The organism is Pseudoalteromonas sp. XMcav1-K (assembly GCF_044005875.1).
Lineage (GTDB): Bacteria > Pseudomonadota > Gammaproteobacteria > Enterobacterales > Alteromonadaceae > Pseudoalteromonas > Pseudoalteromonas spongiae.
This window is the reverse complement of the sequence record NZ_JBIPJE010000050.1, coordinates 76,135-98,438: the sequence shown is the minus strand read 5'-3', so window position 1 is coordinate 98,438 and position 22,304 is coordinate 76,135. Positions and strand designations below refer to the sequence as shown.

The following is a 22,304-nucleotide window of genomic DNA, read 5'->3' as shown; positions in this document are numbered from 1 at the left end:
GCAATTGAAAATATTCGCTTAAAGTCAAAAAAGGGGGGAAGCGTTGTTAACTGCCCCGTGACTATTAATTTTCACCCAGATCGCTTTACTAATCAAAACGTGCCGCTGGTGCTCGTAATGCAAAAAGCAGGTCACTTGCAATCGCAATTTGAAATAGGCACCAGTAATGGCGGTTTAACAGCGTATGCTGTTGTAGAGCGCTAGCTTTGGGAGCAGAGCGTATTTGATGGTGCTTCAAACAGCTAACCAAATTGAATTTGTTAGCGTGTCAGCACTGAAATTAAGTTAGAGACATAAAAAACATTCATGCGTAATTAGCATGAGTGTTTTTTATGGTCTTTTTAGCTGTTGATTATGAATTCCCTGTAATCAAACGTGGTATCTTCCAAAACTCATACTTTATAAATTACTTTTTACTCTGTTACCTTATGCGCTTTTGTTACAGCGCGAAAATCCAACACTAACAATGTTGCGTGTAACTGGCAATACTCATCTTACCGTTCGTGATAACGATAAGGCTTGCCCAAGTCTGTAAGCCTTTTTTATGGTTTTGCTATACCAATACTACTGATAAGGCCCTTATTAAAAATAGCGTTTGACAACGCTGTCAAAAAGTACCAGTATTCGGTACGTTAATTTATTGTTAACGTTTCCAAGAATAACTAACCTCAGGCTCAGATAACAAATAGTGAAAGTACATAAGTTTGAAATAGATAAAGCTGTTTTAAAGCGCTTGCGACAAGTGTTTGCAAAATTCAAGGCATAGCCCTTGAAACAATAGCGAGCATTAAGAGTGAATTTATTGCCAACACATTTTACGGTTAAGCCAGTAAAAGTAACCGTTAGAAGCACATTCGTTATCTCCACTTGAGGTTAACCAATAAGGGCAGAAAAATGAAAAAAACACAGTTAGCGTTGGCGCTAAATTTAGCGCTGTTAACACCACTTGCGACGCACGCACTTAATGTGCAACCCGACCCACAAAACCCCAATGGTTATGTGCTATTAAAAAGCGAAGTAGCGACTGCGGCGCAAACTAAAACCGCAAATCCAATGTACGCAATTTGGTCAGATGCGCTACGCACCGCTGATAACACGTTAGTTGAGGCGATTGTGCCAAATGCCGCTAGCAACCCCGCCAATGTAAAGCGTGCAGAGCGGGTTTTTGGTCAGGCGCAATGGGACTTTTTAACTCAAATGGCTGCACCTGAGTATACCTACACGCGTTTTTTACGCGCAATTGGTAAGTTCCCAGCGTTTTGTGGTGATTATAGCGGTGGACGTGATGCCGATGCGATTTGTCAACGATCAATCGTTACCGCATTTGCCCACTTTGCCCAAGAAACGGGCGGCCATATTGCAAAAGACAATACCTCAGATAACCCGCAAGGTTTGGAAGAATGGCAACAAGCGCTTGTACACGTAAGAGAAATGGGCTGGTCTGAAGGGCAACCCGGTTACACCACGGGGTGTGGTCAAAATGACTGGCAAAATCGCCGCTGGCCATGTGCACCAAATCAAGGCTATTTTGGTCGCGGTGCAAAACAGCTGTCGTATCATTTTAACTATGGCGCGTTCTCAGAAGCGATGTTTAATGGTGATGCCACGGTACTGTTAAATAACCCAGCACTGGTTGCAGACTCATGGTTAAACTTAGCCTCGGCGATTTGGTTTTTCTTAACGCCACAAGCGCCCAAACCGGCAATGTTACATGTGATAGATCGCACATGGACGCCGTCAGAGCGCGAAACATCTGCAGGGATCGGGTACGGTTTTGGCACTACCATCAATATTATTAATGGTGGCATTGAATGTGGTGCACAAAATAAAGATAAAGGCCAGCCGGTAAATCGTATTCGCTACTGGGAAGGGCTTTCAGCGCATTATCAAATACCGATTGAAATGGATGAAGAAAATACGTGTTGGCAACAAACCCCGTATGGCAGCTTAAATTTAGAAGGCGCAACCGATGTGCTTTACACCAATTGGGAAGGCGACTGGGCGTATTACGCAGATAGACCCGGTGGTTATGCATTTGAGTGTAAATTAGTGGCATATCAAACGGCGTATTCGGCATTGGTACCGGGCGATTATGAAAAATGCGTAACTAATTTCTATGCCTCACACGCAAATTGGCCTGAAGTAAGGTTAGTTGATACCTTGCCCGATCCCGTCGAACCGCCATCAACAGGCAACGCTTGGTCTGCGGATAAGGTTTATGTTCAAGGCGATAAAGTGGTGTATCAAAACGCTGAATACCAAGCAAAATGGTGGACACAAGGTGATGTACCAAGCGCGGGTGGTCCATGGCAGTTAATTGGTGAGGTAACTCCGCCAACAGAGCCACCCAGCGAACCGCCTGCTGAGCCGCCAGTCGAGCCACCAACAACGGTTGCACAGTGGCAATCAACAGCAGTTTATGTTGGCGGCGATAAAGCGGTGTTTGAAGGCAAAACCTACACGGCAAAATGGTGGAATCAGGGTGAACAACCAGATACCAGTAATGCATGGCAGTAATTAAGCCGGCTTGAAGCAATTAGCCAATTTAAATTAACCAAAAATGAAAAAGCGCACATACATGAGTGCGCTTTTTTGTTCACATGGCGAAGGGGTAATTAACTTGGCTAGTAAAGGTGGGCTACACCTTATCGACCCTTCATTTAATTAAACGTTATGATTTTCAAAAGCGATCAATTAACGTTTAAATATATAAAGAAAATATCCAGGGTATTGTTTTTATAAATATATTTTTACAGTGTACTTTTTCGGTGTACCCTAGTCACTCATATTTCTTTTTAACGCAGGATGCGCATTATGCCTTTCAATTTGCGACCGTTCGGTCTTTTCTTTATTGCAACTATGGTCCTGAGCGGCTGTGGCGAGACGTCTTGGTATGAAAAAGATACTGACGGTGACGATATACTGGATGTGATTGATGATTACCCATTTGATGCAACTAAACATCACTATCCGGTATTTATTGAGCAAGAGCCGAATGATAACCCAGGCATTGCGACACCAGCGAAACTAGATGATGGCTTTATTGCTGCTGGCACAATTTCGTCGCGTGTTGATAAAGGGGACTTATTTGGCTTTGATGCGTCAGAAGGAACGATGATCACTGCGTTTTTTACGACACAAGCAGAGCGCTTTTCTCCACAAGTGTATATTTCAAATGCCGATGGCTTGGTTATCGATAGCTATGTTATGAAGCCATTTTCAAAAGATGGCACCTATGTTGTTCACTTTCAATTGTTTAAAGCGGGTCGTTATCAGCTAAGCGTAACGGATAACAACTATGCGGGTGGCGATGATTTAAGCTATAAAATTACCGTATTCCACGACACAGATGTCGATGCCTTTGACGACCGAAAAGAGCGCAGGTTAATGAGTGATGTAAATAAAAACGACCAAGATAATGATGGCATTATTGATGGCTTAGAGTATTTGTTAGCACGCTCAGTAAAGCTGCTTGACGCTGATAATGATGGCCAATTTAACTGGCAAGATGACGACTCAGACGGTGATGGCACTGCCGACAAGCAAGAAAGTAAACAAGATAAAAATAATAACGGCCAACCAGATTTTTTAGAAAAGGGTTAGTTAACTACCTTCGAATCTGCTATTAGCGCTTTTTTTCGATTTAAAAGTCTATGATTTTTTTTTAGGTTTTATTTAACGTGCGCCTAAAAATTTAATTATTCATTATTTTATAGCCCTACGTGTATTGGATTCAGGTTTGTATTTGAAAGAGAGCCAACTTTTAAAATTTGCGTAGTATTTTAGCGTTGGCTATTTAGTTACGAACGTTATCAAATTAAAACATGCTATTTAATAATCATTGATGTTTTAAATTTGATGATGAAAAAGTACTTTTCACAAAAAAGTAATTGCAAACAGTATTGAGAATGGTTTCCATTAACTGTAATATTCGCGCTTGATAATTCATCTTACTCAACTACTTACAATTACGTGATCAACTATGAATAGTTTTAAGTTTAAGTACCCAAATTTATTATTGGCGACCAGTATCGCTCTTTCGGCTAATGCAATCGCTAACGAAGCAACTCAATCTACAAAAGAAGAAATGGAAGTTATTACGGTAAGTCCTAAAGGGCTTATCTCGTATGTTTCTGCGTCAGCGTCTAAATCGGACACACCGATTGTGAAATCGCCCGTATCAGTATCGGTATTGACCGAGAAGCGTATTGCTGATTTAGGCGCCGAAACACTTCAAGATGCGATTGGCTATGTTGCTGGTGTTTATAATGGACCTTATGGTGTTGATACACGAGGTGACTGGGCCCACATTCGTGGTGTTGCGCCTGTTCAGTACTTAGATGGTCTACAGATGATGTTTGGTTATTACAATAATGCACGTCCAAACCCATATAACTTTGAGCGTATTGAAATCCTAAAAGGACCTTCATCGATGTTGTATGGCCAAGGCTCAACAGGCGGTATTATTAACTCTGTGAGTAAGCGTCCAAAGCAGGGGACATCGGGCGAAATTTGGGCTCAACTTGGTAATTTTGATCGTAAGCAGCTTGCATTTGATTTTAATACAGCAGTTGATAGCAATGAAGATGTGCTAGTACGCACAGTAGCTATGTACCGCGACAGCGAAACGCAAACAGAATATGTTGATGACAATACATTATTCTTCGCACCAAGCCTAACTTGGCATGTTACTGACAACACGAGTTTAACGGTACTAACCAACTTCCAAAAGAATGAATCGGGCTCAAGCACACAGTTCTTCCCGCACGAAGGTACAATTAACTCTGCACAGTATGGTCAAATTCCAAGTGAACGTTTTGTTAGCGAACCAGGCTGGGATCAGTACGATACAGAACAAAAAGCTGTTACTTTAATCGTAGATCACTACATCAATGATATGTTCTCCGTTCATTGGTCGGCGCGTAAAATGGACTCTGAGGCAACATATCGCACCATGTATGCATGGCCACCAAAGCTTCAAGAAGACAAACGTTCGATTGTGCGTAACTTTAGCTTAAGTGATGCTGTTGCAGATTCAATCACAACGGACCTACAACTACGCGGTGCATTTGATACAGGCATGGTTAGTCACACGATTGTAACTGGTATTGATTACCAAAGCGCAGATACTGATACAGATCGTTTATACCTTACACCAGCGTCTATCAAGCAGTTTGTCGGTATCGACGTAGATACTTCGCTTGATTTATACGACCCAGTTTATGGCCAAATTGGCTTCTTGCCGACGGGCGATATGATCCCAGACACACCAGGGCAAAACGATAAGCAAATTGGTATTTACTTCCAAGACAGCATGGAAATTGGCAACTTTATCGTAAACGCCGCCCTTCGCTACGATGAAGTTGAAACAAAAAGCGATGCTGCTGGAGCTGTAAAAGACGAGCAATCAGCAACTACAGGTCGTTTAGGCATTCTTTATACCTTTGAAGATTACGGCATTGCACCTTATGTGAGTTATTCAGAATCATTCTTACCTCAATATGGCTCACGCCCTGATGGCTTAGACGAAAATGGCCAAGTAAAGTATGGTACTTACAAACCACGTGAAGGTGAGCAACTTGAGGCGGGAATAAAATATCAGCCGAAGGGCACAGAACACCTGATCACAGCATCTGTGTTCGACATAACACAAAAGAATGCACCGCGCAGTATCGCACCAAATCATGAAGTTCAAGATGGCTCAACTGATATTCAAGGTATTGAATTAGAAGCGCAGTTAGAGTTCAATGAGTTTGATGTGTACGCAGCCTATGCCTACACTGATTCAGAACAAAATACCTCAGATAAGTCTAAAGAAGAGCTACTTGGCTTAATTTTACAAGGTCAAACATATCTGCAAAATCAACTTATAACTGATTCAGCTTCACTTGCCGCAGTGCCTGAGCATTTATTTAATATTTGGACTACTTATCGCCCTGAAAGCTTTTTACCTGGGCTGAAAGTAGGTGCTGGTATGCGTTATGTGGGTGAAACTTTTGACGGGAGCCGCACAATTGAAGCACTTGGCCAAACGTTACACACAGCAGTTACTACAGATGCATATACTGTGTTTGATCTGATGGTTGGTTATGAGTTCAACAATTTCGACATTAGCTTAAACGTTGATAATGTTGCTGATAAAACAGTGGTCACAAGTTGCTTATACCGTGGCGATTGCTTCTATGGTCAACAACGCACAATTACAGCGAATGTAAAATATCGCTTTTAGCAGCTAAATACTGTTAACGTAATTATGCTAACACTTCAAAGGGCATGTAAATGCCCTTTTATCCACTCAAATTTGACTTTGTAACCCGCTGTAAATTGACGACTCACAGAATCACATTATTCACCGATTACTTGGAAATAAAAGAGGTTCTGCAAGCTATATGCATAAATAAGGTTAGCTTTAGCTTACCACCCTAATATTAAATAAATACAAATGAAAAACCTGATAGGCGCTTTTTTGCTTCTGCACTGTATGTTGCTTTGGCATGCCTCAGCAAGTTGAGAATTTTGAACGCGATAGATGTTTAGGTAAGTGGTACAAAATAGCGAGACTAGACTATTCGTTTGAGCTAGGGATAACTCAAGTATTGGCTTAGAGTAAACCCTATTTTTTAAATACTGATGTGGCAACTTTAAAGTATCGTTTTGCTTGTATCGGAATTTGTATAAGTTAGGAACATCAGCCTTTGTGCAAGTCGCAGCAATTCCTTTAAAGCAACTTAATTTTGTTTATATAGCTGGGCCAAACTATGCGTTGGCCCTTTGTCTGCTTGATCCGTTAAAGCTGAGCTGGCTTTGCTGCTGCAAGCTTGCTCTCTAAACGTTGTAACTGTTCTGCGAGTGCATTTTGCGTCATTTCTAATTCGGCTATGCTGCCACCAATTTCAACTTGTTTGGCGTCGCGGCCTTGTGATTTAGACTTTATTTGGTCAAGTTCGGTATTCACTGCAGCTAATTGATTTTTAAGTGCTTTAGTTGCTTGCTGCTGCTCTTCAAGTACCGATAGCTTTAATGTGAGTTCAGTATGGTTTTGCGACAGTGTTTTAAGTTCAGAGCTAACATTTGCTTGCGCTGTTTTTTGGTTTTTAGTGATGTCGCTAGCTTGATCTTTTAACTGTTTAATTTCAGATTGGTTGCGTCGCCACGCAGATGCCCAAAGCTTGTCCATTTGTGTCCAAAGCTCGTCGGTACGTTTGCTAAGTGCGCTTACCTTGGCTTTTATGGCGCCTGCCGATTCACCCATTTCTTCGCCTGTTGCTGAAAGTGCGCTTTCTAATTCAGCAATGCGTTGATTTGATGCAGCAAGCTGAGCTTGGGTTTCAAGATTTTGTTGGTAAAGTGTGTATCCACCTGCTGCTAACGCAATAATGGAAATAGCACCCAGCCAGGTAAATACATTGCTACTTTTTTTAACGGCAGGTGTGTCAGGTACGTTTTGCGGCGCGCTTGGCGCTTGCTTACTCGATTGTGCAATCGGCTCTTTTGATTGCGCAACCTGATCTAGGTCGGGCGTACTACCAAATAGTTCAGGTTCAATTCGTTTATTCAACACGTACTCCTAATGTTGTTACTTATTTCTGGCGTTGAAGCAGCTTACTGCAAAATGCTGAAAGATGGAATTACTATACCTAAAATGTTCGGCATACTTAAGCTGGTGGCAATGGTTGTATTTGCTTGTTATTGCTAGATTGAGGCTTGAAAAACGTCTTTTAAAACCAGATTATGCAAATCATAAATTAGTTTATAAATTTACACTTAAATGGAATCAACAAATCCCTTTCTTTCTAAGTTAACAACCTTAGTTGAAAATAAGCTGTTCAATAACTTTTTAGTGGCGGTTATTTTATTTAATGCCGTTACTTTAGGTTTGGAAACTACACAGTTTGGTAAGCAAAACGCAAACATACTGCACGCGTTAGATTTTATTATTTTAATCATATTTACCATAGAGCTGGCACTTAAACTGATTGTGTATCGGCTGCACTTTTTTAAATCCGGCTGGAATTGGTTCGACTTTTTAATTGTGGCAATTTCGTGGGCACCAACCAGTGGGGCGATGTCTGTACTGCGTGCGTTTAGGATTTTGCGGGTGTTAAGGCTGTTTTCGGTGGTGCCACAAATGCGCCGTGTAATTGGTGCGCTGGGTCACTCATTGCCAGGTATGGCGTCGGTAATTGGTGTACTGGGTATTATCTTTTATGTTTACGCGGTACTTGCTACTAAGCTGTTTGGCCAACACCCAGATGCGAATATGCAAGAATGGTTTGGCAGTATTGGTGCGTCGGCTTACACCTTGTTTCAAGTAATGACGTTAGAAAGCTGGTCTATGGGGATTGTGCGCCCAACTATGGAGCTGTTCCCGCAATCTTGGCTGTTCTTTGTGCCGTTTATCATTATCACCAGCTTTGCGGTGCTTAACTTGTTTATTGGTATTATTGTTGATGCAATGCAAGTAATGCACGAAGAAGAAGGTAAGCCAGAGCAAACCTTTGCCACCAAAGAAGATATATTGCGCCTTGAGGCAAAAATTGACGCCTTAATCAACAATAAACAGTAACCACCCGCCAAAAAAGCTGAAAGTGAGGTTCGGATTTTCGGACATAATTTCAGTTTTTTTGGATATAGTTTGACTAAATGAGTGTACGTATCATTTCTATGCATTAACAAAAACGCATTAGGAGCACGTGTTATGACATTTTCTCATTCATTAAAAACAATTTTAGCAGTAGCTTTTATTGGCCTTTCGAGCTTTGCTGAAGCAGGCTACGACACAGAAACCGACAATAACGGCGTAATTTTAGCGGGTCACGATGTGATTGGTTATTTTACTGAAGGCAAGCCGGTGTTAGGTAGTGCCGATTTTACCGCCGTTTATAACGATGCAATTTATCGTTTTAAATCTGCCGAAAATCGTGATTTATTTACACAAAACCCAGAAAAATACGCACCACAATATGGTGGTTTTTGTGCCTACGGCATGACCTTTGGTAAAAAGTTTGAAATAGACGGAAAGGCATTTGAAATTGTTGATGGCAAATTGTTTGTAAATAAAAATCAAGATGTTTACCAAGCATGGGCGAAAGCCGTACCTAAACATATTTCCGAAGCAAATAACTTATGGCCAACGGTTGAACTAGCTAACCCAAGCGAGCTTTGATTGTTAGCTTTGGGCACCACTTCGCACGCTGCCAGGTGCGTGCCCTTGATGTTGTTTATATGCTTTACGAAATGCGGCTTCAGATTCATAGCCGCTTTGCTCTGCAATTTGGGCAATGCTTAAATCGCTCGTGATCAGTAATTTTCGCGCGTTGATCATCCGCCATTTTATTAAATAATTCATCGGACTACTGCCCACTAACTTGCTAAATTTATCGGCAAAATTAGAGCGACTCATGGCGGCTTTTTCTGCAAGCTGGGCCAAATTCCAGTTATGCTCTGGCTGTTGGTGAATAGCGTTTAACGCGCTGCCAATACGTGAGTCAAAAAGCGCAACCAATAAGCCGCTTTGCAGTTTGTTGCTTTCTACTTGTACGCGTAACACTTCAACAAACAATAAATAGGCAAGCTGATCAACAACCGTGTAGCAGCCAGCGCGTGATTCACTTAATTCCATTATCATTAAATCAATGAGGGTAAGGGCTTTACTGTTATTGGGTGTTGCAGGCAAATGAATAACGCTTGGCATTGCATCTAATAATGGATTAATAAGGGTGTTTTTAAACTCGAAAAAACCGCACACCATATTGGTGGTTTCGCCATCATTACTCATTGGCGCATTGATTAAATGCGGCTGAGGTGTTGCTGCGCTGCTGGCAATAATATGCTGATGATCGTGCGGGAAAATAACCAAATCGCGGGCGTTTAACTTGTGCTTTTCATCGCCCATATGTAGCCACGCTTCACCTTTACCAATCAGGTGAAATGGTATTCGCCGACTGCCTGATGTATCGACTGCCCACGTGCCACAAAAATCACCGTTTACATACACTTCGGCGTTTAACGACAAACGCTTTAGCAATACGCTGAGCGGATCGGGATCATTTAGGTAAATATTCGGACTTTCAGACATAAATTTAATCAGATGCGACATGTTCTTAGAGTAAGCCCCTATTTAAACTTGGTATTGAAATTTAATCAAACAGGAATCCCCCCAATGAGCAAGATTAAGATTTATGCGAAAGATTATTGTCCCTACTGTAAAACGGCGAAATCATTGATGGATGGTTTGAATTGGCAATATGAAGAGATTGATGTCACCCATAACTCGCATGAGTTTAAGCAAATGGTGTTGTTAAGTGGTCGTAAAACGGTTCCCCAAATTTTTATTGATGGTGAGCATATTGGCGGTTGTGATGACTTTAAAGCTTACCTTACTAAACACGCCTTGTAGGTTAATGTGTAATGGGGCGGCAATATTAGTGAGCTTCGCACTCGCTAATATTGTCGTTTTTGTATTTATTGAGTACCTAACTGATGACCTTTCTTTAGTGGGTTTAGATTTAGCTAGATCTCAATTACGGCTTAATATAAAGTGACAAATATCTGTATTTTTCTAACTAATTCTAGTTATTAATCATTTGATTACAGATGAACTTGTAGTTGGTTGCTTACGTACAAACTACAGAACACTTTTTAAGGAATTTAGATGCGTCTTTTTTCTGCCGGTCACATGTTATTACTACTTTCTTCTATGGCTTTATTTAGCAGTTCACTTGCTGCAAACCAAGCCAATTCTCCAACTGAAACTACGCAGCAAATACAGTGGCTTGATGCGCCTGAATTACCGATTGCGTTACAAGAAATTTATCCCGCGGTATTTGAAGAACGCATTGTGGTCGGCGGCGGTTTTACGCCTTCTAAAACACCCTCTTTTTTTGGTTTAGGGCCAAGTGATAAAGTATTTATTTTAAATCCTGCCCGAGCGCGTTGGCAAAATGCGCCTGATTTACCTGAGCCCAGACATCATCTCGGAATGGTAAGTAATCATCATTACTTATATGCCATTGGTGGTTTTACTGGCAATAAAGAAAATGCTTGGCAAATTCAGCGCTCGGTATTTCGCCTAGATGGTAACTTGCAGCGTTGGCGTAAAAGTGCGTCACTGCCGATCCCATTGGCTGAGTCGGTTTATGCTAATGTTTCGCAAAATATTCATGTAATTGGTGGTAAAACGTTGTCACCTGACACTGGCAAACACATCGATAGCACATCGCATTATGTGTTAGTGAGTAATGCGTATTGGCGACAAGCAAAACCGCCCACGATAGCCAGAAATTCGGCCGCAAGCGCGGTAATTGGCGATAGAATTTACGTCATTGGCGGGCGCACTTCAGGGCAAGATGCGAAAGCACTTAACAGCGTAGAAGTTTACGACGCAAGCACCGACTCGTGGTCTGAGGTTGCGCCGTTACCCGTTGCCGCTGCTGGGCTTTCGGCAAGTGTGATAGATGATAAAATCATTGTTACAGGCGGCGAAGTCATTGCAAATAATGGTGATTGGCGCGCTGGCAAGGCGCTTGATTCTATATGGCAATACGACCCAACCCTTGATAGGTGGACGGCACTTGCTAGTTTACCCAACACACTTCATGGACACGGTAGCGTTACGCTAAAAGGTCATCTTTATATTCTTGGTGGTGCAACAAATGTTGGGCCACAAGAAACAACAAACAAAGTGATAACAGCCGCGTCTGTGGCGCAGTAAATGCGGCGGATTTGAGCTGCTAGTGCTCATACTTTAAAGAAAAAAGCTAACGGAATACGTTAGCTTTTTTTTGCTTTTACTTGTTGCGTGAAAAATGGCGTTTTACCAAATCATATCAACAAATTCAGGGTGGTCGACAAATGGGTTGCGGTTACCTTGGTAATCATAAGCCGCTTGGTTGCGGTCGCGTTCAAGTTGGCTTACAGGGTCATTGTTGTGCCATTTTAATAAAAGTGCCACTACCCAGTTTTCAAATACCTGATTAGTTGTACCATTTAGCACATCATTGGCGCTGCTGCTATTTCCTTGCCATGAGCCAATCACGTTTTGATAACGCGTTGCCATGTAAAAATAGGCGCGTGCAAAGTCACCTTTAAACTCGTCAATCGGTTCAAATACAGTACCGTTATAGCCTGTTGATGAGGCAGCGCTACCGAGTTTACTGCCATTGTTTGACACAAAACTAGCGCTGCTGACGTCACCAAATGGATAGCTGCCACGTTTTGCGTTGACATAACCATCGGTTGCAAAAATATGGTGAATATCTGAATTCATTGGTTCTACTTTGCCACCAAACCAGCTTTTCGGGAAAGAGTGTTCGCGGTTGTAGCAATCGGCTTCGCTATTGTAGCTGCCGCACTGGTTGGTAACAGCAATGTAATTGTAGCTATCTTGCCCAGTTGGGTTTTCAGAGTATCTATCGAGAATGGTGTTGTCGTTCTCGAAATATTTATCGCGTGATGCGCTATCGTAAAATCCCCAAATAGCTGAGTAGCCACGTGAATTATGATTTTTGATAATATTGTATAGCTCGGTTTTTAGCGCAAAACCTGTTAACCCTTGGGTTGATGCATAATAACCTGTTGGCGTTGTTGGAGGTTCAGGGTCGGATGAACCGCCAAGTGTAAACGCTGTTGTTTGAGCGCTTTGAAAGCTTGCGCCACTTGCTAACACTGTATTTGCATTGGTTAAACTGTAACTGCCATTACCGTGGTTGCAGCAAATGCCATCGCCATAGCTATCAAAAATGGTGAAGCTGTAGTCGCCTGATGCTAAACACATATCTTGGTTGTATTGGGTGTTTGCTTGATACCCGTTACCAGATTCAACTACATTGTTTTGGCTATTAGTGATTTGCCAGCTTGTTTCCTCGCCGTAGCTGTCGGTTTGTAGCGACAGTGATACGCTATGATCGTTACAGCCAGTACTTGGTGGTGTGCTGCCTGAAGAAGGTAAAAAGGCATCAATATAAACCACTTCGCTGCCATCAAACCCGCTTACATCATAAAAACGCAAACCCACATCAATGTTTGTGGTTGTTGATGCAGTGTATTGGTAGCTTATTTGCTGCCATTGTTGTGTAACGGCTGCATTAGAATAATTTTGATAGCCATCAACAACTAAGCGCGCTTTTATGCCGCCTTCAGTATGATAAACCCAAGTAGAAAATTGATAGGTTTGACCCGCTTCAACAGCAACGCTTTGACGTATATCTGTGCTACTTTGCGATGCGGTATTTACCGTTACTTTTGCGGCATAACTGCCCGACTTTACAATATTGCTTTCTGGTGCAAGTGTAATACCGCTATCAATAGTAGACCAAGCACTTGGTGTGTTACTTGTCCAAGTTTCAAAATCACCATTGTTTACAGTAGCGAAACTCGCCCCTGCAACACTCATTAGGCTACTTGCAAGCAGTAGCTTTTGCCATTTTCCGTAAATCATAGTGTGTCCTTTAAGCGTGTTTTTGACGATAAATCAACCAGCAGTATAAGCTAAATGAAATTTGTTACAATAATGTTAAAGTTGGCGTTTGAGATTACTGCGAATTGAGATGGTTTAATGCATTGCTGCCAAGTAGTGGAGCCACAAATTAATAAGCGTCATTTATTTATAAACAATGGCTTAACGCTTTAGCGTTCGTTAGGTAAACTGGCGTTACTTTTTCGATTTGGCTGTATTTGTTTTGGATGCAATATCTCACCTTAAAACCACGTTAAACAACTATTATCCTCTTAGCGAAGAAGCGTTTTTGGCTTATAAAAATTGCACGCGATTACGCACGGTAGAAAAGGGCGAAGTATTGTATGAAATTGGCCAAACTCCTAGCCACTTTGCGTTTTTGCACCGTGGCTTGATGCGCGCATATGTTATTGACGAGCAAGGCAATGCATTTAATAAAACCTTTTTTGCTGAAGGGCGCTTTCCCGGCAGTATGACGGCGTTACTTACTAATAAGTCTAGTTTTATGGCAATTGATGCCCTCGAAAAAAGCGAGATTTTAGAAATAGATTTTAAGCAATTTCGTCAGGCGCTATTTGAAAATAATGAGTTGATGGCATTTCATATTAATTACCTTGAAACCCATTGGCTACTTGAAAAAGAGCCAAAAGAAATCGGCTATTTGCAATTTGAAGCAAAACAACGTTACTTAAATTTCTTGGAAGAGTTTAACCCAATAATCAACCGCTTAACCCAGTATCATATCGCCAGTTACTTAGGTATTACCCCAACTCAGCTAAGTCGCATTAAAAAAGATTTAAAATAATTTTGGGTTATCAACATATGTAAAGGAGATAAGAATACAGAGTGCGTAACCTTGCCTTATCAATTTAAACAAGGGCAAGGCAATGGACTTTATTAATTCACTCAATTGGCGTTACGCGGTCAATAAATTTTCTTCACAACAACTCTCACAAGCGCAGTTGCAACCACTTATCGATAGCGTACATTTGAGCGCTAGTTCTTATGGCATGCAGCCCTATGAGTTACTTGTGATAAGCAAAGATCATATTAAACAGCAGCTAGTGCCGTTTAGTTATGGGCAAGATAAAATTGCACAGTGCTCACACTTATTGGTGTTAGCAAACCGTGTTACCACCTCAAAACATGATATTGATAGCTATATTTCGGCGCTGGCAGAAAATCAGCAAATTGATGTTGAAAAACTAGCGGGCTACAAGCAAACCATTAGTGGTGATTTGTTATCGTTATCACCATTTGAGCAACAAAAATGGAGTGCCAACCAATGTTATATCGCGCTTGGCAAATTGCTCAGTTGTGCCGCAATAAATCACATTGATGCGTGCCCAATGACAGGCTTTGCTCAAAAAGCAGTAAGTGATGCCCTTGGGCTGACAGAACGTGGGTTAAACGCTGAAATATTATGCCCAGTAGGCATTCGTAGCAGAGACGACCACAGTGCGCTGAGAGCAAAATATCGCAAGCCAATAAATCAATTAGTGAGTCTATTATGAACGCCCTTTGGCCTGTCGCTTTTATCGCAGGCGCGTGTATTGCAATGCAAGCTGCGATGAATGCGCGCTTAGGACAACTATTAAAAAGCTCATGGTTGGCAACAAGTTATGCATTTTTAACCAGTTTTATTTTGGTTTCGCTGGTGCTTTTGGTTATCAATGCAAAAACGCTCTCGGTCACGTTGCAAAATGTACAACTGAGCAATGTGCCTTGGTACTTGTGGGGGTCATGTGTATTAAGTGTTTTAGGCGTTGGTAGCATGTATTGGCTTATTCCCAAAATGGGCGTAGGCAATTTAATGAGTTACGCGTTAACCGGGCAAATTATCTTCGCTATGTTAATTAGCCACTTTGGCTTATTTGATAGCCCACAAAAGCTCATTAGCATTACCAAAGCGTTAGGTACAGTGTTGTTGATTGCTGGCATTATATTGATAAATAAGGACTAAATTCATGACGTTATTAGATAGGAACCTCGTAAATTTACACCAGTTTTGGTTAACATTAGCGCATACTAAAGCTTCGAATGTGCATCGTCATACTAGCTGGCCAAACAAAGTATGGCGCAGCGATTTTAAGGCAATTGACCAAAATGCGTGGCAGCAACATGTATGTGTAACCATTGAACCTAATGATTTTCAACGTGAGAACTACCGTAATAAACTGATTGCAATGGGTCTTGAAGGTACGCAAAAACTCGCAGTCTCGAATAAGTATATTGAACGCATCACGTCAGAAGAGCGCTTAAAACAGTGGGCCAACATATGCGGTGAGGCTTTTGGTTATTTGATTGATTATAAAACCTTGCTGCCATTACTTTGTGATAGCAATGCAACAATTTTCGCCTACATTGAAAATGGTGAAATTTGCGGAACAGCCATCGCCTATATCACTAATCACACGCTAGGTGTTCATCAAGTTGGTGTGCCAGAACGTTACCAAGGCAAAGGCATTGGCAAGGCCTTAATGCAACATTTACTGTGGTTTGCAGAGCTAAATAGTTGTGACTTTATTAGTTTGCAGGCCTCGCAAGCTGGCCTGCCAATGTATCTTTCAATGGGCTTTCTAGAGTTAGGTGCTTGCTACCATTTAGCCGAGTAGCAACAAGATCATAATGTAAAGCCCAGCACCAAATGACAAATGTGCAAGCAGGCTTTTTAGTCTGACTTGCAGCGGGTATGGGGTTTTACTGGCAGCGATGCCAAAACCAAAACACGGTTGCATAACAAAAAAGGGCATTACCAGCGTTGAGAGCGTAAATAGTAATAATAATGCTATATTGCCAGTGTTAAGCGTGAGTATGTTCGCCAGTATCAAATACATATATGCGTAAATAATCCCATAATGGCAAAACCAACCAATGGCAAATTCATGCTTTTCACTTGGTGATGCCATAATCGGATTATGACGCAGTTTTCCACGCGTGATACCGATTAACCAACGCCCTACAAAAGCATAATTTAATGGCTGAATAGCGAATAATCGCAAACATAACCAAGCGGCCAAATCCATAACAAGCGTAGCGCCTACACCAATTATCAGGCTATTTAATAATATTGAAGTCATCATTTTATCCTTAATTCTCAACTAAAAGGGAATTTTGCAACTTCAAGTTAGCTTTAAGTCAAGGTTTAAGTGCAATAAAAAAAGGAAGCAAATGCTTCCTTTGGGTGTGACAACAGAATCCAATTTTTGGCTAGAATTGGAACTAGTATTTGCGTTTGTAACTTAGCGCAATTAAACACGCAGTAAGTAACAACAACCACAGCAATTGCAGCGCATCTTTAGCTGTATTTGCTAAATAGCTAAACTTTGGTGCATCGGCAATGGCTTGTGGCGAATACGCTTTATTAAAAAATAGGTAAGGGTACCAGTGATCTTTTAGTTTGTTATACCAATCAGTTACTTGCGCTTTCATATCTAAATCGCTTTGCCTATCGGTATTGGCAAGGCGGGTTAGCAATAAATCCACATTCAGCACAGGCGATAGAGCCCTAAAAACAGGGGCTTTGTTGGCGTTTTCAATATGGGCTAAGTAATCATTTGCCATTGGTTTGGCGGCATCGTCACTTAACGTTTGCATGGCGTAATACCATTTCCAATCGAATGCTTCGCCTAGCTTGCTGGTTTCTTGCCATTTTGGATAAGCCGCTAAAAAGGTATCGAGATCTGCTTGTTTATCTCGGTCCCAACTATCGTTAATACTTTGGCGCTGCGTCATTAATAGCGATACGCCAGTATTACTTTGGCTTACGTCTAGCTGGCTTGAAAAGCGCGCAGAAGGTATGGCAATTGCGAGTACCAGCCAGCTCACAACAAAAGCCAGCACCGATAAATTAGCCTGTTTTACCAATTTGCTAATGAGATAACTAACACTTGCCCAAAACAGCATATAGCTAAACAAAATAGTCATTAACCACACGGTATCGAGCGATAGCGTGATATCCGTAAAAGCAGTAGCTGCTAATAGTACCAATATATTTAAGATAAACAGCACACTTACGCTGATTGCGATACGTGTTACTAATAATTTACTGCCAGTTGATAGGTTGGCAGAAAATAACTGCCAGCGCCCAGTTTGTTTATCTTCAGCAAGTCGCGTTACGGTGATAAAGCCAATCAGCAATGGCAATAAATAAACCCATACAAAGCCTAAATCTAACCATGTAAGACGCAAATGTTCGCTGTTGTTTATTGGTTCATTGTAGAGCTGCCCTTGCAGTGCTAATAAACGAATGCGATTGATGGTGAGTAACTCTTGGCTTTCACCTTTAAATAAAATTGACCATGGGCTCGGTGTTTTAACCGCAGGGCTATGTAAATAGTAACCAAGTCCACCTGGTGTTGCTTTATCGCCAGCGGCTTGCCACTGAGCTATGTCTGCCGCAGCAAACTGATGTTGTTTTTCGATTTCGCTAAGTTGCTTGTTGTAATGATTAAAGCCAATGACAACCGCACCAAGCGATAAAACAAGGTATACCGCCAGTTGCAAAAGAAATCCGCGATTTCTAAATAGCAGCTTTAGTTCTAAGTTAACTAAACTCATGATTGCTTTGCTCCTACACGGTAAAACAGGCCAGCGATAAGCACTAGCCAGACTAAAAACGGCAGTAAGTTTTTAAGCGGGAGCTGAGCGGGTTTCATGTCAAATTCAAACAGCGCCATATCACGCCATACATCGCCACTTATTTTTTGCGCACGATCGTTATGGTGATCAATTTGCTCAGTATGTACTTTATTGAGCGCTTGGATCAGTGATAAGCGATAGGCCTCGGCTTGTTTTGCAAACTCATCAATACTGGCGCGATCGTTACCGCTTAGTAACACCGATACTTTGCTTAGCACTAGGGTAGGAGAAAGCCATGATAACCATTGATGGGTGCGTTCATGCTCTGCGAAGGTTTGCTCTAACGTGTGTAAATGACGCTGGTAAATATCGCTTGTGATGCGCTCGCCCTCGGCCATGATCAAGCCGTTGTAATTAACGGGCAGTTCTTCAATTGAATCTACGCCATATTGGTCAAGTACAGATTGTTTAAAGCTATTGAAATATGGATCGTTTGGATTGTGCGAATCGCCGACTGCCTTTACATCTTTTTTCAGCTGACTGACAAAGTTAGCGTGCTCAGGAACAGGCGCTAAGCTTTGCCCAATTGGTGCAGCCATTTTTGGCACGAGCACACAAATAAACAGCCAAACTGCTAAGCTGCTTAACAAGCTTTGCAGGTTGTTTTTGGCAACGGCCGACACAGTAACGATGATCAGCACCCACATAATGCTGTATAACCAAAAGCTCGCCATCATTGCTGCAAAAGAGGACCAATGCTGGGCAGATACATGTGCAGTTAAAGCAATAAACAGTGCGGCAACGCAGGCAATAAACGCCACAATAATCGTACTTAACACGATGTAAAACACCGCTTTGGCAGACATTAATGTACGTTTTGTTAGGCCAAGGCTTAACAGCCAAGTGTAGCGATTCATTTGTTTTTCGTCGCTAATTGCGCCGTATGCCAAAATAATTAGTACCAATGGCCATACAAACCAAAAGAAGGTGGCAACAGACGGAAAACCAATTGCTAGGCTAGAGGCGTTTACCGGGTAACTTTTGATTGCGCTGGCATTTTGTTTGTGTGCTTCTAAAAATAAGAAGTTGCCATTAAATGGCGCGACACCAACATCGAGAAAGCTAAGCGGTGAGTGTTCGCGAAATACCACGTGGCCGTAGTGTGCAACGCGGTGCGGATGGCGCTCAGGTTGTGCTTGCCAAAATTCATCGGCGGTTTGCTGCCATGTTTTTTGTGCATCAATGGCATTTTGTTGTAGTTGCCAATGACTCAATACAATGACACTTACCAATACAACAACTAGAGTTAACACGGCTTGTGCTAAACGGTGGCGACGTAATCGCCGCCATTCTTGTTTGACTATTGTTGTTAACATAATTTAGAAACTCATAGAGAGGGAAAGGCTGGCATTACGGCCATCGCCAGGTGAATGAACGGTGTCAGTTTGGTACACGCCGTTGCTATCTACACCACCAAAATCGTATACATATTCGTAGTACTCATCAGTGAGGTTATTAAGCTGCAACTTTATGGTGGCCCAGTCTAGATGGTAATCGGCGCTGGCATTGAGCAAAGTGTAATCACCGTATTTTTTGCCGGCATTTTCTTCATTAACGTAATAATCGCCTTGGGCATCTAAGTGAACGCGTAAAACGAGTTTTTCTGTGGCGTCGAAACTTGCGCCAAGCGATGCGGTAAAATCAGGAATACTTCTTAATTGATTGCCTTTAGTTACGTTTGCGCTATCACTTGGCGTGACAATTTCAGTATCGATATACGAGTAGTTTGCCCATACTGTAAATGCGTTAGATACCCGCCAGTTACCTGCTAAATCAATACCGTTTCGCGTTGTTTTGCCAACGTTTTTTTGCTCGCCATCAATTAATACAAACTCGTTTTTGGCTTTTTGCACCCAGTACGATGCGCGTAGTTCAACAGCATCAACACTCCACTGCGAGCCGATTTCTGCACCGTCGTTGTGTGTCATTTCGCGGGCGTTAATATCGCCACTGGTAAACGCGGCTTTGCCCGTTGGGTGTTGAAAGCTTCTGCCAGTATTGAAAAATACCGCAGTGTTATCGGTAAGTGCGTAAATCACATTAAGTTTAGGTTGAACAACTAGGCCAAAATCATACATTTCACGGTCGCTGCGCGTTCCATCGGCGGCAAACTCGCTGTAATCACCAGAAAGGTCATCAACACGTAATGCTACATTCCAGTTCAGTTTGTCGTTTGGCTGATGCTGAAGTTGTAGGTAACTGCCTTTTGTGTCGTAACTAAACTGACGGTTACGCTTAACAACTTGATCATCACGCTCTCGCGTTTGACCCACTGTGCCAAAGCGTTGCTCAATAATCTCTTCGTTTTGTAAGTCAACGCCCCATAGCAGCGCCCAATTAAGGTCAATTTGCCATGTTAACGTTGAAATTGCGCCGAGCATATCTTGATCATCAAAGCGGTTTTGAATATCACTGTGCGCTGAAAAACGTACCCAACGATTACGCTGAAAGTTTTGGCTATAAACTTTTACTGCCCAATCAACTTGGTTGTTAATGGCGGTATCGTAATGCAGGCTAATGTGATGATTTTCTTTAACGCCACCATCTTGGCTCGCATAATCAGCCGACATGGTTGGGTTATCTCTTGCTTCTTGTTCGCTCAAATAACCTGGGGCTGAACCTTCATATCGGCTATAGCGCGCGATTGCGCCAAGTGTTGATTCGCTATTTAATTGCCAGTCCCACCGGCCCGAAATGGCTTTTTTGGTAATATCGGTATGGTCACGATAGCCTTCATTTTTACGATAACCCAATGAGTAGCTATGTGATAACGTATCACCTTCTTGGCCAAAATAACCTTGAATTTCACAGGTGTTAAAGCTGCCTAGGGTCAGTTCTAGGTCGGCACTGCTATCACTACGCGATTTTACTTGATAGTTACCGGCAATATTAAATAATCCATAACGGGGATCGCTGGTGGCACGAAACATTTCGATATGATCAATGGCAATCGGGAATAACTGATCGAGTTCACCGTAACCTGCGTGCATATTAGCTGGAATGCCGTCGATCAATAATTTAGCGTGAGGACTGGCTCCGTCTCCGGCAAAACCACGAATTGATAAAATGGTATTCACAATGCCTTGGTTAAAACGCGAGAGATAAACTCCTGGCACTTTAGTAAATAATTCTTTTAAATCATCAATATGTTGATAACTAATTTCTTCACGGCCCATATAATCAAATGAACCCGCAAGGTTAGATGAGCTAACCGATGACGATTTACCAATTACCACAATTGATTCAAGTGACTTGTCTTGATTTGCTACAGCGAATTGAGCGCAAAGTGCAATTGATATGGCGCTCAGAGATAAAGGAAGGCGACTGATTTTCACAAACTACTCCGAAAATAAACAGTTAAACAAGGGATAAATAGGTGCTTTCAAGTGACTCGAACGATTCGCTTTGCGGCAGTTCGGCAACTTGTTTACCTTGGTGCAAAATACTGATGCGATCTGCAAGTAAATGAGCACAACTGAGATCGTGTGTGATCATCACTGTCATTACCCCTTTTTCGCCAAGTTGCTTAATTAAGGCGACAAATTCGCGCGTAGCAACCGGATCAAGGCCACTAGTTGGTTCATCAAGTAGCATTAGGTTGGCATTTTTTAATAGCGCCAATGCGATAGCGGTTTTTTGTCGCATGCCTTTTGAGTAAAAACGCGTTGGTCTATCGAGCGCTTCTTGATTTAAGCCACATTGAGTAAGCGCATCGCGCAGGGCACGGTCATCAACATCAAGCGATGCTAATGACGCAAGGTATGCAAGGTTTTCTACTGCTGAAAACTCTGGGTATAAACTAACGTTTTCAGGTAGATAAAAGATATGCTGATCTAGTTTGAAATTGCTGGCAAAAATTGAGTCGCCGTTAAGCAGCACTTCGCCCGCATCGGGTAGCGTATTGCCCAAAAGCATATTAAATGTTGTTGTTTTACCGGCGCCGTTAGAACCAAGTAGGCAGTATACCTCGCCTGAATGTAAGTTAAAGCTTAACTCGCTCACTGCGGTTTTGTTGCCAAACTGCTTGGTTAAGGCCGAAACACTAAGAGTGTTGTTTTGCATAATGCTTTTACAACCAAAAGTTATTAATGAATGAAACAGCACTAAAACGGGACTGAAGATAACAAGTGTTTTAGTGTTACTTAGAAAAATCGTGGTATGTTATATTATAACATTAAACCAAAGTAAACCTTTGTGCGATGAGAAT

The 22,304-nt window shown here is 41.9% G+C and carries 20 protein-coding genes; 12 read left to right on the top strand and 8 right to left on the bottom strand.

Annotated elements, in window-relative coordinates; translation table 11 throughout:
- Positions 1-57: 57 nt before the first annotated feature.
- The 4 genes from ACHSBP_RS17255 to ACHSBP_RS17240 all read left to right on the top strand — a co-directional run bounded on the left by ACHSBP_RS17255 (position 58) and on the right by ACHSBP_RS17240 (position 6,229).
- On the top strand, positions 58-204 hold the full coding sequence (locus ACHSBP_RS17255; RefSeq protein WP_010558280.1) for a DUF3626 domain-containing protein: 147 nt from the start codon (positions 58-60) through the stop codon (positions 202-204).
- Positions 205-894: 690 nt separating this feature from the next.
- Positions 895-2,517: a chitinase gene (locus ACHSBP_RS17250; RefSeq protein WP_395389763.1), complete on the top strand. Its 1,623-nt coding sequence runs from the start codon at positions 895-897 to the stop codon at positions 2,515-2,517.
- Positions 2,518-2,814: 297 nt separating this feature from the next.
- Entirely contained in the window at positions 2,815-3,603 is a 789-nt protein-coding gene (locus ACHSBP_RS17245; protein WP_395389762.1) for a hypothetical protein, read from the top strand.
- A 379-nt stretch (positions 3,604-3,982) separates the two neighbouring features.
- Positions 3,983-6,229: a TonB-dependent siderophore receptor gene (locus ACHSBP_RS17240; protein ID WP_395389760.1), complete on the top strand. Its 2,247-nt coding sequence runs from the start codon at positions 3,983-3,985 to the stop codon at positions 6,227-6,229.
- Positions 6,230-6,787: 558 nt separating this feature from the next.
- On the opposite strand, the gene ACHSBP_RS17235 is transcribed toward ACHSBP_RS17240, so the two are convergent.
- Positions 6,788-7,561, bottom strand: coding sequence for a hypothetical protein (locus ACHSBP_RS17235; protein WP_395389758.1), 774 nt, complete (start codon positions 7,559-7,561; stop codon positions 6,788-6,790).
- A 207-nt stretch (positions 7,562-7,768) separates the two neighbouring features.
- Between ACHSBP_RS17235 and ACHSBP_RS17230 the strand changes: the two genes are divergently transcribed.
- Positions 7,769-8,566 carry an ion transporter gene (locus ACHSBP_RS17230; protein WP_395389757.1) on the top strand — a complete coding sequence of 266 codons (798 nt, stop codon included), beginning with the start codon at positions 7,769-7,771 and terminating at the stop codon, positions 8,564-8,566.
- Between the two features lie 132 nt (positions 8,567-8,698).
- Complete coding sequence (locus ACHSBP_RS17225) at positions 8,699-9,166, top strand: YHS domain-containing (seleno)protein (protein ID WP_395389755.1); 468 nt, start codon at positions 8,699-8,701, stop codon at positions 9,164-9,166.
- Positions 9,167-9,169: 3 nt separating this feature from the next.
- Here the strand turns inward: ACHSBP_RS17225 and ACHSBP_RS17220 are convergent, their stop codons facing one another.
- Positions 9,170-10,099 carry a cupin domain-containing protein gene (locus tag ACHSBP_RS17220; protein WP_395389754.1) on the bottom strand — a complete coding sequence of 310 codons (930 nt, stop codon included), beginning with the start codon at positions 10,097-10,099 and terminating at the stop codon, positions 9,170-9,172.
- A gap of 63 nt (positions 10,100-10,162) precedes the next feature.
- On the opposite strand from ACHSBP_RS17220, the gene ACHSBP_RS17215 reads away from it, so the two are divergent.
- Both ACHSBP_RS17215 and ACHSBP_RS17210 read left to right on the top strand, forming a co-directional pair.
- Positions 10,163-10,399: a glutaredoxin domain-containing protein gene (locus tag ACHSBP_RS17215; protein WP_010558272.1), complete on the top strand. Its 237-nt coding sequence runs from the start codon at positions 10,163-10,165 to the stop codon at positions 10,397-10,399.
- Between the two features lie 255 nt (positions 10,400-10,654).
- Positions 10,655-11,713, top strand: coding sequence for a Kelch repeat-containing protein (locus tag ACHSBP_RS17210; RefSeq protein WP_395389753.1), 1,059 nt, complete (start codon positions 10,655-10,657; stop codon positions 11,711-11,713).
- A 102-nt stretch (positions 11,714-11,815) separates the two neighbouring features.
- Here ACHSBP_RS17210 and ACHSBP_RS17205 read toward each other — a convergent pair whose 3' ends face one another.
- Positions 11,816-13,438 (bottom strand): endonuclease, encoded by a 1,623-nt coding sequence (locus ACHSBP_RS17205; protein WP_395389752.1) that lies wholly within the window; start codon positions 13,436-13,438, stop codon positions 11,816-11,818.
- Between the two features lie 307 nt (positions 13,439-13,745).
- On the opposite strand from ACHSBP_RS17205, the gene ACHSBP_RS17200 reads away from it, so the two are divergent.
- The 4 genes from ACHSBP_RS17200 to ACHSBP_RS17185 all read left to right on the top strand — a co-directional run bounded on the left by ACHSBP_RS17200 (position 13,746) and on the right by ACHSBP_RS17185 (position 16,071).
- Positions 13,746-14,261: a Crp/Fnr family transcriptional regulator gene (locus tag ACHSBP_RS17200; RefSeq protein WP_395389751.1), complete on the top strand. Its 516-nt coding sequence runs from the start codon at positions 13,746-13,748 to the stop codon at positions 14,259-14,261.
- A gap of 82 nt (positions 14,262-14,343) precedes the next feature.
- Positions 14,344-14,970, top strand: coding sequence for a nitroreductase family protein (locus ACHSBP_RS17195; RefSeq protein WP_395389750.1), 627 nt, complete (start codon positions 14,344-14,346; stop codon positions 14,968-14,970).
- Positions 14,967-15,419 (top strand): DMT family transporter, encoded by a 453-nt coding sequence (locus ACHSBP_RS17190; RefSeq protein ID WP_138630670.1) that lies wholly within the window; start codon positions 14,967-14,969, stop codon positions 15,417-15,419. Before ACHSBP_RS17195 ends, ACHSBP_RS17190 begins: the two co-directional genes overlap by 4 nt.
- A gap of 4 nt (positions 15,420-15,423) precedes the next feature.
- Positions 15,424-16,071 (top strand): GNAT family N-acetyltransferase, encoded by a 648-nt coding sequence (locus ACHSBP_RS17185; RefSeq protein WP_395389749.1) that lies wholly within the window; start codon positions 15,424-15,426, stop codon positions 16,069-16,071.
- Here the strand turns inward: ACHSBP_RS17185 and ACHSBP_RS17180 are convergent.
- The 5 genes from ACHSBP_RS17180 to ACHSBP_RS17160 all read right to left on the bottom strand — a co-directional run bounded on the left by ACHSBP_RS17180 (position 16,060) and on the right by ACHSBP_RS17160 (position 22,159).
- Positions 16,060-16,536: a DUF2938 family protein gene (locus ACHSBP_RS17180; RefSeq protein WP_395389748.1), complete on the bottom strand. Its 477-nt coding sequence runs from the start codon at positions 16,534-16,536 to the stop codon at positions 16,060-16,062. The two genes, ACHSBP_RS17185 and ACHSBP_RS17180, sit on opposite strands and share 12 nt — an antisense overlap.
- A gap of 142 nt (positions 16,537-16,678) precedes the next feature.
- Positions 16,679-18,016, bottom strand: a complete 1,338-nt coding sequence (locus tag ACHSBP_RS17175; protein ID WP_395389746.1) for a DUF3526 domain-containing protein — start codon at positions 18,014-18,016, stop codon at positions 16,679-16,681.
- Complete coding sequence (locus tag ACHSBP_RS17170) at positions 18,013-19,413, bottom strand: DUF3526 domain-containing protein (RefSeq protein WP_395389744.1); 1,401 nt, start codon at positions 19,411-19,413, stop codon at positions 18,013-18,015. Before ACHSBP_RS17170 ends, ACHSBP_RS17175 begins: the two co-directional genes overlap by 4 nt.
- 3 nt (positions 19,414-19,416) lie before the next feature.
- On the bottom strand, positions 19,417-21,432 hold the full coding sequence (locus ACHSBP_RS17165; RefSeq protein WP_395389742.1) for a TonB-dependent receptor: 2,016 nt from the start codon (positions 21,430-21,432) through the stop codon (positions 19,417-19,419).
- Between the two features lie 22 nt (positions 21,433-21,454).
- Positions 21,455-22,159 carry an ABC transporter ATP-binding protein gene (locus ACHSBP_RS17160; RefSeq protein WP_395389741.1) on the bottom strand — a complete coding sequence of 235 codons (705 nt, stop codon included), beginning with the start codon at positions 22,157-22,159 and terminating at the stop codon, positions 21,455-21,457.
- Positions 22,160-22,304: the final 145 nt, after the last annotated feature.

Bases quoted from the DNA above. Each gene is read 5' to 3' on its own strand.
- ACHSBP_RS17185 (WP_395389749.1), top strand. From the start codon at position 15,424: ATGACGTTATTAGATAGGAACCTCGTAAATTTACACCAGTTTTGGTTA.
- ACHSBP_RS17160 (WP_395389741.1), bottom strand. From the start codon at position 22,159: ATGCAAAACAACACTCTTAGTGTTTCGGCCTTAACCAAGCAGTTTGGC.
- ACHSBP_RS17195 (WP_395389750.1), top strand. From the start codon at position 14,344: ATGGACTTTATTAATTCACTCAATTGGCGTTACGCGGTCAATAAATTT.
- ACHSBP_RS17245 (WP_395389762.1), top strand. From the start codon at position 2,815: ATGCCTTTCAATTTGCGACCGTTCGGTCTTTTCTTTATTGCAACTATG.
- ACHSBP_RS17170 (WP_395389744.1), bottom strand. From the start codon at position 19,413: ATGTTAACAACAATAGTCAAACAAGAATGGCGGCGATTACGTCGCCAC.
- ACHSBP_RS17240 (WP_395389760.1), top strand. From the start codon at position 3,983: ATGAATAGTTTTAAGTTTAAGTACCCAAATTTATTATTGGCGACCAGT.
- ACHSBP_RS17215 (WP_010558272.1), top strand. From the start codon at position 10,163: ATGAGCAAGATTAAGATTTATGCGAAAGATTATTGTCCCTACTGTAAA.
- ACHSBP_RS17210 (WP_395389753.1), top strand. From the start codon at position 10,655: ATGCGTCTTTTTTCTGCCGGTCACATGTTATTACTACTTTCTTCTATG.
- ACHSBP_RS17175 (WP_395389746.1), bottom strand. From the start codon at position 18,016: ATGAGTTTAGTTAACTTAGAACTAAAGCTGCTATTTAGAAATCGCGGA.
- ACHSBP_RS17180 (WP_395389748.1), bottom strand. From the start codon at position 16,536: ATGACTTCAATATTATTAAATAGCCTGATAATTGGTGTAGGCGCTACG.
- ACHSBP_RS17250 (WP_395389763.1), top strand. From the start codon at position 895: ATGAAAAAAACACAGTTAGCGTTGGCGCTAAATTTAGCGCTGTTAACA.
- ACHSBP_RS17205 (WP_395389752.1), bottom strand. From the start codon at position 13,438: ATGATTTACGGAAAATGGCAAAAGCTACTGCTTGCAAGTAGCCTAATG.
- ACHSBP_RS17190 (WP_138630670.1), top strand. From the start codon at position 14,967: ATGAACGCCCTTTGGCCTGTCGCTTTTATCGCAGGCGCGTGTATTGCA.
- ACHSBP_RS17230 (WP_395389757.1), top strand. From the start codon at position 7,769: ATGGAATCAACAAATCCCTTTCTTTCTAAGTTAACAACCTTAGTTGAA.
- ACHSBP_RS17225 (WP_395389755.1), top strand. From the start codon at position 8,699: ATGACATTTTCTCATTCATTAAAAACAATTTTAGCAGTAGCTTTTATT.
- ACHSBP_RS17220 (WP_395389754.1), bottom strand. From the start codon at position 10,099: ATGTCGCATCTGATTAAATTTATGTCTGAAAGTCCGAATATTTACCTA.